18 protein-coding genes are annotated in these 13,112 nt (G+C 45.7%); all 18 read left to right on the top strand.

Annotation, left to right across the window (positions count from 1 at the left end; translation table 11 throughout):
- The first annotated feature begins 71 nt into the window (after window positions 1-71).
- Complete coding sequence (locus MJ761_RS06510; RefSeq protein WP_093092897.1) at window positions 72-485, top strand: hypothetical protein; 414 nt, start codon at window positions 72-74, stop codon at window positions 483-485.
- Window positions 486-540: 55 nt separating this feature from the next.
- Window positions 541-996: a hypothetical protein gene (locus MJ761_RS06505; RefSeq protein WP_093092899.1), complete on the top strand. Its 456-nt coding sequence runs from the start codon at window positions 541-543 to the stop codon at window positions 994-996.
- Window positions 997-1,059: 63 nt separating this feature from the next.
- Window positions 1,060-1,608 (top strand): terminase small subunit, encoded by a 549-nt coding sequence (locus MJ761_RS06500; RefSeq protein ID WP_218060224.1) that lies wholly within the window; start codon window positions 1,060-1,062, stop codon window positions 1,606-1,608.
- Window positions 1,601-2,944: a PBSX family phage terminase large subunit gene (locus tag MJ761_RS06495; RefSeq protein WP_093092901.1), complete on the top strand. Its 1,344-nt coding sequence runs from the start codon at window positions 1,601-1,603 to the stop codon at window positions 2,942-2,944. Before MJ761_RS06500 ends, MJ761_RS06495 begins: the two co-directional genes overlap by 8 nt.
- Window position 2,945: 1 nt before the next feature.
- Window positions 2,946-4,487, top strand: a complete 1,542-nt coding sequence (locus tag MJ761_RS06490; protein WP_093092903.1) for a DUF1073 domain-containing protein — start codon at window positions 2,946-2,948, stop codon at window positions 4,485-4,487.
- A complete protein-coding gene (locus MJ761_RS06485) occupies window positions 4,444-5,241 on the top strand; it encodes a phage head morphogenesis protein (protein WP_093092905.1) in 798 nt (265 codons plus the stop codon). The genes MJ761_RS06490 and MJ761_RS06485 overlap by 44 nt, the downstream gene beginning before the upstream one ends.
- Window positions 5,238-6,371 carry a DUF2213 domain-containing protein gene (locus MJ761_RS06480; protein WP_093092907.1) on the top strand — a complete coding sequence of 378 codons (1,134 nt, stop codon included), beginning with the start codon at window positions 5,238-5,240 and terminating at the stop codon, window positions 6,369-6,371. Before MJ761_RS06485 ends, MJ761_RS06480 begins: the two co-directional genes overlap by 4 nt.
- Window positions 6,372-6,388: 17 nt before the next feature.
- Window positions 6,389-6,862 carry a structural cement protein Gp24 gene (locus MJ761_RS06475; RefSeq protein WP_093092909.1) on the top strand — a complete coding sequence of 158 codons (474 nt, stop codon included), beginning with the start codon at window positions 6,389-6,391 and terminating at the stop codon, window positions 6,860-6,862.
- A 12-nt stretch (window positions 6,863-6,874) separates the two neighbouring features.
- Window positions 6,875-7,876, top strand: coding sequence for a DUF2184 domain-containing protein (locus MJ761_RS06470; protein ID WP_093092911.1), 1,002 nt, complete (start codon window positions 6,875-6,877; stop codon window positions 7,874-7,876).
- A gap of 54 nt (window positions 7,877-7,930) precedes the next feature.
- Window positions 7,931-8,242, top strand: a complete 312-nt coding sequence (locus MJ761_RS06465) for a hypothetical protein (RefSeq protein ID WP_093092913.1) — start codon at window positions 7,931-7,933, stop codon at window positions 8,240-8,242.
- Window positions 8,243-8,251: 9 nt separating this feature from the next.
- Entirely contained in the window at window positions 8,252-8,659 is a 408-nt protein-coding gene (locus MJ761_RS06460; RefSeq protein WP_093092915.1) for a DUF4054 domain-containing protein, read from the top strand.
- Between the two features lies 1 nt (window position 8,660).
- Window positions 8,661-9,242 (top strand): hypothetical protein, encoded by a 582-nt coding sequence (locus tag MJ761_RS06455; protein WP_093092917.1) that lies wholly within the window; start codon window positions 8,661-8,663, stop codon window positions 9,240-9,242.
- On the top strand, window positions 9,229-9,609 hold the full coding sequence (locus MJ761_RS06450) for a hypothetical protein (protein ID WP_239392884.1): 381 nt from the start codon (window positions 9,229-9,231) through the stop codon (window positions 9,607-9,609). The genes MJ761_RS06455 and MJ761_RS06450 overlap by 14 nt, the downstream gene beginning before the upstream one ends.
- On the top strand, window positions 9,597-10,085 hold the full coding sequence (locus MJ761_RS06445) for a phage neck terminator protein (protein ID WP_093092921.1): 489 nt from the start codon (window positions 9,597-9,599) through the stop codon (window positions 10,083-10,085). The genes MJ761_RS06450 and MJ761_RS06445 overlap by 13 nt, the downstream gene beginning before the upstream one ends.
- 8 nt (window positions 10,086-10,093) lie before the next feature.
- Complete coding sequence (locus tag MJ761_RS06440) at window positions 10,094-11,560, top strand: DUF3383 domain-containing protein (RefSeq protein WP_093092923.1); 1,467 nt, start codon at window positions 10,094-10,096, stop codon at window positions 11,558-11,560.
- Between the two features lie 90 nt (window positions 11,561-11,650).
- Window positions 11,651-12,169 (top strand): phage antirepressor N-terminal domain-containing protein, encoded by a 519-nt coding sequence (locus MJ761_RS06435; protein ID WP_093092925.1) that lies wholly within the window; start codon window positions 11,651-11,653, stop codon window positions 12,167-12,169.
- A gap of 17 nt (window positions 12,170-12,186) precedes the next feature.
- Window positions 12,187-12,636, top strand: coding sequence for a phage tail fiber protein (locus MJ761_RS06430; RefSeq protein ID WP_093092927.1), 450 nt, complete (start codon window positions 12,187-12,189; stop codon window positions 12,634-12,636).
- Window positions 12,636-13,058, top strand: coding sequence for a hypothetical protein (locus tag MJ761_RS06425; RefSeq protein ID WP_093092929.1), 423 nt, complete (start codon window positions 12,636-12,638; stop codon window positions 13,056-13,058). The genes MJ761_RS06430 and MJ761_RS06425 overlap by 1 nt, the downstream gene beginning before the upstream one ends.
- Window positions 13,059-13,112 lie beyond the last annotated feature (54 nt).

Below are 13,112 nucleotides of genomic sequence, written 5' to 3'. Positions count from 1 at the left end.
CAATTTTGGAATCTTTCAGCCCGCCCTAGGCGGGTTTTTTATTATGCATTTTAGAGCAGATGGGGTGAGGCATGAGCTTTGAGAGTTACAGTTTTCGTGTGGCAAAGTGCACCGACGATTATCGACGCGCGAGGAAAGCAAAAACTGAGTATAAGAACCTTTGCTTAGGACGCGCAATATGTAATTTCCTAGAACAAAATCCTGATGCTTTATACTATTGGGTTAGATTACGTGATTCTGGTCGCCCTGAAGTCCCTTTTGATGTGCAGGTAGGAGAAAAGAGCCGTGAGTGTTACCAGATATGTGTGCATTATTACGCCTTATCCTCTAGAAAAGAGGTTATTAAATCCTTAGAAAGATGGCTTGATAAGCACTCATTCCAAAATGTTAAGTTGAGGTTAATCTATTCCCCTTTGGATGATGTATATAATCCACATGCGAAAGGGGTTTTTTGTATAGAGATGGGTATAGAAGCGGAATATTAACTTTAGCATTATTCACAACCAGCCTATATGGCTGGTTTTTTATTGGAGATTACGAATGACTAAAACCGTAGATTTTAAGCAGGTTTGTTTAACAGCTTTAGGCGTCCTTGAAGAAAAAGCTAAAAAAGAGGCTGAGCATAAAGAAATCGTAGCTATAGTAGAACGACTGGCTGACGAAATAGAGGACGCCGCTAATGGTAGATTAAAAGCGTTTCTTCTAATTCCTGTTAATTCTGTAAATTTCTGGGTTGTATTAAAAAATTTAGAAACAGGCAGACAGGAAACATTAGTGGAGTTCACGCTAGATCATGGAGGTTATCCTGGGCACATATCATATTTGTATAAAGAGGATCGTGATGCCGGTTGTCGCCAATCATATGGTACAGCTGTATTAGATAAAGATGATCTGGTGCAGGTTTTGGGCGACATGCTTAAAGCTCCTGCCATAGCAGAACTTATATATTCTCTAATGAATGAAAAACGAGCGGTTAATGGTAACGACTATAACTAATCCTGTATTAAATTAAGACAAGTCCACCGCATATGCGTGTGGGCTTTTTTATTGGAGTTCGCTATGACGGATAAAGACAACTCCGCCATGTGCGGATTAACTGACAAGCAGCAACGTTTTGTTGAAGAGTACCTAATTGATTTTAACGCCACACAGGCAGCAATAAGGGCTGGATATAGCCAAAAAACAGCAGGCTCAGTTGGACATGAAAACTTGAGAAAACCTGAAATTGTGGCGGCGCTTAACAAAGCAAAGCAGGCGCGATGTGAGCGCACCCAAATTGATGCTGATTATGTCTTAAGCAGGTTGGTAGAGATTGACCAGATGGATGTTGCGGACATTCTTAATGCTGACGGTTCTGTATTACCAATCAGTCAATGGCCTAAGGTATGGAGAATCACATTAAGCGGCATGGATGTGCTTACGATGATGGACAAGGAAGATGGCCAAAGCATTCTTAAAAAGATTAAGTGGCCGGACAAGGTTAAAAATCTTGAACTGTTAGGGAAGCATGTGACTGTTCAGGCGTTTAATGAAAAGACTTCTGTGTCTGGTGAAGTAAGAATAGAGACGCGGCCTATTAGTTCTATATTTGAGCAGCCTAATGATTAATAAACACTTCGCAGCATTTGCCAAGCCGGCGCGTTACAAGGTGGCGTATGGCGGCCGTGGCTCAGGTAAGTCGTGGGTGTTTGCAGAAATGGCTATTGAGGTTGCTAGAAGAACTAGGACGACTATTCCGTGCGTGCGTGAGTTGCAATTATCCATTGGCGATTCAGTCCATAAATTATTAGCTGACACTATTATCCGGCTTGGGCATTCGGATGAGTTCGAGGTATTAAAGTCAACGATAGTGCATCGCGGTACCGGCACAAACTTCATATTTTTTGGCATCAAGAATGACCCTGCAAAAATTAAGTCGCTTGAGGGTGCGGGAATTTGCTGGATTGAGGAAGCGGCAAGTATTACGGCAGACATGTGGAATACATTAACGCCTACAATCCGAACGCCGGGCAGTGAGATATGGGTTAGCTTTAATCCAAAAAATCGTCTTGATGAAACATATCAGCGTTTTGTTGTTAACCCGCCATCTAATGCTGTAGTAATTAAAGCGAATTACTATGATAACCCCAACTTCCCAGAAGTCCTTAGAGACGAGATGGAAGCAGATAGGCTGCACGACCCTGACTTATACAGGCATAAATGGCTAGGCGAACCTGTTGCAGACAGCGAGCTGGCCATTATCAAGCCGGCATGGATTGAAGCTGCAACTAATGCGCATACCCGCCTTGATTTAACGCCAGCAGGGAAACGCACGCTTGGGTTTGACGTTGCTGACGAGGGCGAGGACGCTAATGCAACTGTAGGGCGTCATGGCTCAATTGTGTTCAGTATGAGCGAGTGGCGTGGGCAGGATGTCATCTATTCTGCTGATAAAGTCTATCAGGATGCATTAGAAGCCAATATTGATAAAGTGGTGTTTGACAGTATTGGCGTAGGCGCTGGTGTAAAAGCCCAGTTTAGCCGCAAGAAAGGACGCATTCAAACGGTAGGGTTTAATGCGGGGGGCAAGGTCTACAAGCCTGAATCGCTGTACATGCCGGGCAAAAAGAACAAGGACATGTTTGCCAATATCAAAGCGCAAGCATGGTGGATTGTTCGCGACCGGTTTTATAAAACATGGCGCGCCGTTGAACATGGCGATAAATATCCTGCTGATGAGCTAATTAGTCTGGATGGCGGCATCAAGGATATTGATTACTTAAAAGCCGAATTAAGCCGCCCTCAGGTTGATTATGACCAGAATGGGCGGGTTAAGGTGGAGAGTAAGAAAGATATGAAAAAGCGCGGCATTCCCTCTCCTAACCGTGCGGATGCGCTGATTATGGCGTTTGCGCCAGTTCAAACCGGATTGAATATTAATCCTGCGGTTTTAGGTGGATTTTGATATGTGGAAATGGAATAAAAAACGCAAACAGCAAGAACGGCTAATTGCAGCACAGGAGGAAGCTAATCGGCTGGAGGCTGAAAAACTCAAGGTTGGAAAACGCAACGCGGAATTATCGGCAGCGGTTTTAGCGATGTTAGCTGAGCAAAAACAGAAAGCACGGGGTTACACAATGCCGGATATACCCGATTTTGTGACGCCCCAAGGCAAAAAGCCGGCTATTGCTATGGATTCATGCGCAGGTATGGCGGCGTTTGCCAATTCAGACCCTCAGTTTTACAGCTCATTCCCCGGCTACCCAAAGCTGGCATGGATGGCTCAGTCCAGCGATTATCGGAGCGTCCCAGAAACTACCGCAAACGAGATGACGCGGGAATGGGGGGAGGTTAAGATTAAAGGCGATAGCAATAAGGATTACGCCGATAAAATTAGCGAGATTGAGCAGCGCATAAAGGTGTTGGGTATCCGTGACCTGATGCGTCGCCATATAGAGACAGAAATGATTTTTGGCCGTTCGCAACTGTTTATTGATATCAAAGGGCATGAAAACCAAACCGACTTGCCGCTGCTGGTGAATGGTACTTCTCTTAGCAAGGGATGTCTTAAAGGGTTCAGATTGATTGAGCCAATATGGTCGACGCCGAGCATGTATAACGCTACTGATCCGACTGAGTCGGATTTTTTTGTGCCCTCTAAATGGTTTGTGCTTGGCAAAGAAATTCACGCTGACCGACTGATGACTTTAATTATGCGCCCAGTGCCGGATATGCTGAAGCCAGCATATAACTTTAGCGGCGTATCTATGCTGCAACTGATGCAGCCCTATGTGGAGCGGTGGCAGCGCACGGTTGACAGTGTGTCTGACTTAATCCATTCGTTTTCAATCACCGGCCTCAAAACCGATATGCAAAACATATTATTAGAGGGCGGACAGGAGGGGATGGCGCAACTGGTTATGCGCTCGCAGATGTTTTCACAGCTTAGAAATAATCAAAATCTAATGCTGATGGATAAAAACGCGGAAGAGTTCTTCCAGTTCAATACACCGCTATCTACATTAGATAATTTAATGCAGAAAGCGCAAGAGCAGATGGCGGGGCCGAGCCATACTCCTTTAGTTAAGCTGCTTGGAATCACACCAAGCGGATTGAATGCCAATAGCGAGGGTGAAATACGAGTATACAACGACTACATTGCCTCCCTGCAGGAAGCGCATTTAAGACCGCAGATTGAGACTATTCTAAATTTAGTGCAGCTTGACTTGTTTGGTGAGATTGATGACCAGATTGTGTTTGAGTTTAGCCCGCTTGAGCAAATGAATGATGAACAGAAAGCCACTATTACTAAAACTAAAGCCGATGCTGATGCGGTGTATGTTCAGAATGGTGTGCTTGCTCCCGAGGAAATACGCGAGCGATTGGCTAAAGATGAAAGTGGTGATTATTCCGGGATAGATGTCGAAGATGTTCCGGAATCGCCAGAAATGGAGTTGTTTAACAATGCCGATAAAGAAGAAAAAACCACTGACACTACCAGAGATTAGGCCAAACGCAGGTATCGAGCGAGCATACTCAAAAGCTTTAGTATCCGTAGTGCAGCAGATTAAATCTGATGTAGATGCGGAACTTTTAAAAGAGTTTAAAAAGCAGGCTGAGCAGAAAAAAATAGCGATGGACGGCATTGCTGATTGGGTGGCTCATGTTATTGATTATTTAATTTCCAGATGGGGGAAAAAGCTTGAAGATTTAGCTCCTCAACTGGCTTTACAGTTTGTAAACCGCACAGTATCCAATTACGAATCACTCTTTAAAACACATTTGCGTAAAGCTGGTTTTACTGTGCGGTTTCAAATTACAGATTTTCAGAAAGAATCGCTACAGGCGGTTATGGAAAACAACGTCGGACTGATTAAATCTATTGGTTCTCAATATTTAGATAAGGTTCAGGGTCAAGTCTGGAAATGCGTTACCGATGGCTATGATCTATCCACGCTGGCAAAAGATTTAAGCAAAGCTTACGACATTACCAAACGACGGGCGGAACTGATTGCAAGAGACCAGGGCGCAAAAGCACACGCCGTTATTGAAAAGGCTAAACGGCAAGAGCTAGGGATTACAAAAGCCATCTGGTTGCATTCGCACGCTGGGAAAAAGCCGAGGCCGTCACATCTGGCAGCAGACGGCAAGGAATTTGACGTGGATAAAGGGATGTACCTAGATGGCAAGTGGATTCAGCCGGGAGAGCTAATTAACTGCCGCTGCTGTAGCAAAAGCATTATTGAGGGAATTGACACATGACGGACAAAGCCATAGCGATGGACAAATCCATGCGCTCATATGATGGCAATGGGCATTTGATTGTTGAGCGAACAATTATAACCAAAGCATCGGTTAATCCGTATTTTGGCCGAGAAGTGCCTAATTATGAAAGCTTAGGCCTAGAACCAGACAAGATATACAACCTACTGCGCGACCCAAAAGAGCTTGAAAAAGCTCTTTCGTCGTTTAAAGGGGTTCAACTTTTAATCAAACACACACCGGTTAGTGCTGACGACCCACATAACGATTTAACCGTAGGCAGTATTGGCACAGATGTCGATATGGAGGGAAACGATGTATATGCCAGTCTTCGGGTGTTTGACAAGGACGCAATCGAACTAATCGAAAGCGGGAAGTTACAAGAGCTATCGGCTGGGTATGCCTACACTGCCGACATGACCCCGGGTGAGTTTAATGGGCAAGGCTATGACGGCGTTATGCGGAATATACACGGCAACCATGTGGCACTTGTAGAGCGTGGGCGCATCGGTAGAGATGCGATTATTTCAGATGGTTTACCAATCGAACTTATGGAGAGTTCTATGAAGCTTAAAAAAGGTGCAATTGAGGCTATAGCAGCCAAATTGAGACCAATTGTTGCAATGGACGGCGATATCACGTCGGATATTGTAGAGGGTGTTATTAAAACCGTGACAGATAATGTGCTGCCACAATCCTCAGAAGCTGAAGATGAAGATGTAACTGAAGTGACTGAGGATGAAGACGAATTAGAAAAAACGGCGGAAGACGAAGATTCTACGGATGAAGAGAAGAAAGCGGAGGACGAAGAGCCAGATGATGGCGAAAAAAACAAGCCAGCTATGGATGCAGACGCTATCGAGGCTGCCGCAGTAGCCCGCATCAATGCGCTGTGGCAGGCGCGTGAAGACGTTAAGCCTTTGGTTGGCGTGGTGGCAGTAGCAATGGACAGTGCCGAAGCTGTTTATAAATACGCTTTACAGCAGAAAGGCGTTAATACCAAAGGCGTACACCCGAGTGCCTATAAATCAATGGTTGACCTCATCAGCAAGCAGTCAAAACCGGCTGCAATGGCAATGGACGCAGCTGCTTTTGGTGAACCTGATGAGCTGACTGCGCGTTTTCGGTAAGGATAAGGAATACAAATATGAGTTTTCAAAAAACATTAAATCGTGATTTGCCAGTTGGTGTTGAGGGTGATTTTGCATCAACCAATCCATATCACACCGTACTGGCTGGCGAGGGCGCGCTTAAAGCAGGAGCTGATGGCGTAACTATTGGGGTGTTCGCGTGGGCGAATGCCACTACAGGGCTGGTATCAAATAAGCAAGTCCAAAATGGTATTTTGGGATTTGTTCGGCGTGACAACACTGCTTTGATTAGCCAGTATCTCGCAGAATCAAGCATGCGCATTCCGGCTGGCTTTATTGTCACACTGTATGACAAAGGTGACTTCTGGGCGCGCTTCCAAGGCGGGGCGGAGATTGGACAAAAGGTGTTTGCCAGCACTGCGGATGGCACTGTTACCGCAGCGGCTACCGCGCCAGCAGATACGGTAGATACTGGTTTTGTCGTTGCTTCTAATGCTACGGCTGGTTCTTTGGCTAAGATTACTAAATAACAGGAGGGCATAATGCCAAAATTGAATTTTGATGCACTGGCTCAGCGCGCTGGTGTAGTGTTTATGACAGGGCATAATCCCGTTGAGTTGAATTCACAAGCCAGAAGCCAAATCGCAATGGATGCTTCGCCATTGATTACAACGGCCAACGGTGCAATTCCAGCGTTATTTACAACTTTTGTCGACCCAAAAGTTATAGAAATTCTGGTCGAACCGATGAAGATGGCGACTGTTTTCGGCGAAACCAAAAAAGGTGATTGGACATCGACTGCAATTCAATTTCCTGTCATCGAAAGCGTTGGCGAAGTGTCCAGTTATGGTGATTTTAATGAAAATGCCATGAGCGACGTGAACGTTAACTATCCATCACGTCAGCCATACCACTACCAGACGATTATCCGCATAGGTGAACGTGAGATGGCTATTGCTGGCCAAGCTCGATTTGATTGGGCTAGCCGGAAACAGATTGCCGCCGCGCTAACGTTGAATAAATTTCAAAATAAGAGCTATATTTACGGCATCGCTGGTTTGCAAAACTATGGCATGCTGAATGACCCCAGTTTATTGCCGGCAATCACTGATACAGCATGGGCAGCCAAAGATGGGCAAGGGGTTTATGACTCCATTCAGAAGCTATTCAATCAGCTAGTAAAACAAACAGGGGGTTTAATTGATCGTTCTACAGCCATGACGCTAATTGTTTCCCCAGCCATGGATGCGCAGTTAACGAAAACGAATCAGTATAACGTCAACGTTTCCGACCAGATTGGCAAGAACTTCCCGAATCTGAAAGTTGTCACCGTACCTGAGTACGCTACCGCCGCAGGTGAGCACGTACAGTTAGTTGTTAATGACTACGAGGGGCAGCCGACTGTTGAGCTGGCGTTTACTGAAAAAATGCGCGTTCACCCGCTTATTCAAGGACTATCTGGGCAGGAACAAAAACGTTCACAAGGAACGCTTGGCGCGGTTATTTATCGTCCGCTGTTTATTGCCAGTATGTTGGTATCGTGAGCATTATTTGTCATACATAACCGCCCCCGGGCGGTTTTATTTTGGGAGTTTAAAATGAGCAATCAAACTGTTGCAATCGGCTGCAAGTTGCCAAATGGTTTTTTTATGCAAGTGGGGGATGTCTCTCATGTTATTAAGGGATATAACTCATCTGTTGTAATAGGCGGGCACGGCATTACAGAAGATGTGCCGGCTGATTTATGGGCGGCGTGGCTGAAAGAAAATAAAGACCGCGATTTAGTCAAAAATGGCTTTGTGTTTGCACATTCAAATAAAAAGGATGTCAAAGCCGAGGCGGGCGAAAAAACTAAAACTAAGTCTGGAACCGAGCCACTGGAACAGCCGAAAAACGACGAAGTGAAATAAGGTGCATCTATGAGTGGCGTTGTTGAGTTTAATGTTAATAAATTCAGGGATATCTACCCAAGCCTTAAGGCCACAGATGCGCAATTAAGTATGTATTTTGTTGAAGCCACTATGCTGCTTAATAACACCGAACAAAGCTGCGTTAAAAGCCTTGCCGAGCGCGAGGTTTTATTATTCCTGCTAGTGGCGCATTTTGCAGTATTACAGCAGCGCATTGATGGTGGGAATGAAGCGGTTGGTCGGGTTGCAAGTGCGTCTGAGGGTAGTGTTTCTGTGTCATTGGACAATGGACAAGCAACGCTGTCGGATAAATGGTATCAGCAGACGCCGTACGGGGCTAAGTATTGGGCATTAACGGCCAAATACCGCTCGTTCCTATACGTCGTCACCAACATTGCCATGCCAGTCAGGAGATAGCATGAAGAAGACAGGTAGCTTGGCTGATGCACTACGAAAATATGCAGCCTGTAATGGCAAAAAGGTGCGCGTAGGAATATTTGAGAAAGCAACCTATGCGAAAGCAGACGGGGAACCGTTATATGTCGCACAAGTAGCTTACTGGAATGAGTATGGTGCACAGGTGCATGTGCCAGAGCATCAAGTAACCATCTACCGGCTGATTAATGAAAAAACAGGCGATTTCCGGCGTAATGGTCGTTTTGTCAAGCGAAACAAGGCTAATTTTGCTACTACGCATACAGTGCCAGCGCATACAATCAACATTCCCGCGCGCCCATTTTTTCGTACCACTATCCGGCAAAACAAAGCTAAGTGGATGAATGGTGCACCCAAATTGCTTGAACAAAACAGTGCAGCGAAAGCATTGAGGCTAACCGGCGAAATGATTAAAGGTGATTTAGTTGAGTCGATAAATACATGGAAAGACCCGCCCAATTCGAAATCAACAATTGCCAAGAAAGGGAGCGATGCCCCTTTACGCGACACCATGCAGATGGCGCGCGCAATCGGTGTGGAGGTATCAGGCGATGATGAATCTTAGAGGAATGGCTAATAGTATTATTGCTGGCGTTAATCCGAACCGGCAGGCTGTGTTAAAGATTAGCACCGGCTCAGACGTGGACGATTCCGGCAAGGTTGTCCCTAGTTTTACCGAACAACCAATCACCATACAGCCACAAAGCATATCAACTGCCGACCTTGAACACCTTAATCTGATTAATCAGCAAGGGCAGTTTATGTATGCCTACATAACAGGGCAGATATCAGCGATAAGACGTTCGCAAGGCAAAGGTGCTGAACACGTTATGTTTACGGCTTATGGAGAGGATGAGCCATCTGATTGGGTGGTTAAACAAGTGGTTGAATCGTATGCGACGTGGTGCAAGGTGCTGCTATGGCGACAGTGACACATAACCAGATTTACCGAGAAGTCCGGGCTTATTTGCTCGGGCTTTTTTCTTGCCTGCCAAGCTCAGTTATTCAGGGTTATCAGAATGATGCGCCGCTACCGAATAACGCCATTGTGATGACTATCTTATTTGAGCATAGCCTTGATGTTGCTGCCAACTATTACGAACCAGTCGAAGACAAAGCAGTCGTCCAGCAATCAGTAGAAATCACCATGCAGATAGATTTCTACGGCGAAGAGTCGGGAGATAGGGCGCGAAAGCTATGCAACCTGTGGAAGAACCACTATACCACCGCCCGTCTTTCCTCCTGCCAGCCGCTTTACGCTAAAGACCCAATGCAAATGACCTTTATTAATGAGCAATCAAGATATGAACAGCGGTGGATGGTTGAATTAACCCTGCAATACAACCCTGAATTTGAGCATGAACAGACCTATCTGGATATGCCAGTTATTAATTTATTAAACCCATAGGAAACATTATGTTACCGTCTATTCCAGCAAGTAATATAGTACGCGTTAACCCAGCGGTTATCAGTGCTGGCGGCACAGCCTTGAGCTTAAATACAGTTGTTTTAACCGACAACAGTATTTATCCGATTAACCAGTATGCCAGTGCGGCAGATGTAGGCAGTGTATACGGCTATAAAAGCGACCAGTATAAATTTGCTCAGTGCTATTTTGATGGTTATGCTGGCTCAACCATTAAGCCGTCAGCCTTGTTTATTGCCCGTTACAACAAAGAAGATACAAGCGCACGATTAATCGGTGCTAGTGTCAAGACAATGCAGTTGGACGAATTGCAAACCGTAAAAGGCGAACTGGCTTTAACCATTGACGGCACGGCAGTAAGTGCCACAGTGGATTTAACCGGCGTTACCAGTTTTAGCGATGCCGCAGTAAAAATCAGCAGCGCATTAACTCATGACGTAACCTTTGATACCCAGTTACAGGCTTTTATTATCAGCTCCCGCAGCAAAGGGGCTAATTCAGCCATTTCATTTGCTACAGGCGCAGCAGCAGAGGCATTAAAGCTTACCGAAAGCACCGGCGCAATTGCAGACAATGCCACACTAGCAGACAGTCCTGATTCAGTTATGGAACGGGTATCAGGCTACACCCTGAATTATGCTGTCATTACCACTATTGGTAATACGTTTGGCCTTGATGCCCAGAAAGCCCTTGCCAAGTGGAACAGCAAGCAGAATTCACGCTACTGGTTTGTGTACTATGCACAGGAACCAACCGCACTGATTGCCAACAACACCAACTGCTTTGCCTCCTGGTTGAAAGAAAACGCTATCTCCGGAACTACAGCGATTTACGGCACACTGGAACAGGCCGGCTTGGCTTGTGGCTACGCTGCTTCAATTAATTTTAGCGAAATGAACGGCCGTGCCACTATGGAGTTTAAACGCCAGAGCGGCATCGCTGCTTCCATTACCGCATTAAAGGACGTAACAGCACTGGAAAGCAATGGTTACGCCTATTACGGCGCATGGGCTACAGCAAACGATCGCTTTATCTTCTTCCGCAATACCAGAGTAAGCGGCGATTTTGCTTGGGTAGATACTTACCTGAATCAGGTTTACTTCAACGCCCAATTGCAATTGGCCTTTATGAACATGCTGATTAGTTACAAGGCTATTCCATACAACCCAGAGGGTGTCGCCATTCACCGCGCTGCTGCCGAAGACCCGATTAAAGAAATGATTAACTTTGGTGGCATTCAACGTGGTGTAAACCTGTCTGAGGCGCAAAAGGCGCAGATTAATTATGAGGCAGGTTTTGATGCTGCGCGCCAGATTGAAACAACTGGCTATTGCTTACTGATTCAACAGGCCACGGCACAGGTGCGCGGCAATCGCGGTTCTTTGCCATTAAAGCTTTGGTACACCGACGGCGGCAGTGTTCATACCGTCAATCTGGCTTCCATCAACGTGCAATAACCCTTAATTCAAATTGGGGAACTTCCTCAAAAACACCCTAAAAGCCCGTGCAAACTGTACGGGTTTTTATTTATCCCTCCGGAGATATATATGGAATATTTAAATGTAAATTTTCTTGGCTCAGAAATCATGGTGATTAACCACAATGGTGACCCTTATGTAGCCATGCGCACAGTGGTTGATGGTATGGGATTGAACTGGGCTAGTCAATTTGCGAAGATAAAACAAAGATTTATTTCAGTTGTTGTGGAGATCGCAACAACTGGGAAAGACGGCAAAAACTACAAAATGCTGTGTTTGCCATTGAGAAAACTCTTTGGTTGGATGATGACTATTAACCCCGACAAAGTTGCGCCGCACAAAAAGCAAACCATCATTCGTTATCAGGAAGAATGCGACGACGTGCTGTGGCAGTACTGGACTACCGGCATTGTCAATCGTGAAAAAATCTTGCAGGAAATGGAGCTGCTAAAAAAGCGGCAGGCTGAATCTGAGGCGCGTGGCAGCGCAGCAGGTAAAGCCTTATATCAGCGCAAACTAGAAAAACGCCAACTTGAAATGCAACTGGCGGCAATTAACCAGCTCGACCTTTTCAAACAAACAGCTTAAGCAAAAGGATATAAATCATGCCAATGGGACATAATCCGTTAACAATCACCGCAGCCAATTCCGTGTTAATGCTGCGCTGCCAAGGAGTTTACGACAATTACATAACCCTAAAAGGCTTTCAGGCTGATAATGCATGGGGATTTGGTGACGCCAACATCGGCGAATCTCGCATGGGCGTCGATGGGCAGCAATCAATCGGCTACACCCCGCATGAAGTTGAATGGACGCTGCATCTTGAAGCCAATAGCCCATCCATCGCTATTCTGGAAAATATCCGTAAGGATTTTAATGCCAACATGGAAACGCGCCCGATTGACATCGTTGTGGAAATTAAAGCAGTAAAGAAACGCTACAGTGCCACAGGCGCATTAATCAGCCTAAGCGGTGGCGTATCAGGGCAAAAACTGCTGGCGGGTAATCAGTACAAATTCAGATTAGTTTTAAATGGTGGAGAGGATATTAACTAATGGCACGCAAAACTAAAGTAGTCACAATCGATTCAGGCCGTGACGCAGGCAAAACATTCCAGATTACCGAAATGCCCTTACTTCAGGCAGACAGATGGGCGCAACAGGCATTATTTGCACTAGCCAAGAGCGGTATTGATAGCCCAGGAGCCATAGACCCAAGCGAGGGCATGTTAGGTATGGCCAGATTCGCATTGCAGGCTTTGGGTAATATCGACCCAGTTATCGGCAACGAGCTGATGAATGAATTACTAACCTGTATTGAGATTATCCCGTCAGGTGGCGTACCTCGTGAGCTGGTGTTGAATGATGATGGTGGCGACATCGAAGACTTAAAAACATTGTTCACCCTGCGCAAAGAAGCCTTAATCCTGCATCTGGATTTTTTAACCGACGGCAGTTCCCCAGATATGAGCAAATAGCGGCGGGGCTGCCATTCAGGGATGGCGTATTAGCCAGAACAGTCAACGTATCAA

Source organism: Snodgrassella communis (genome assembly GCF_914768045.1).
GTDB classification, from domain to species: domain Bacteria; phylum Pseudomonadota; class Gammaproteobacteria; order Burkholderiales; family Neisseriaceae; genus Snodgrassella; species Snodgrassella communis.
The sequence above is the reverse complement of the archived record's forward strand: the minus strand, read 5'-3'. Positions and strand labels throughout refer to the sequence as shown.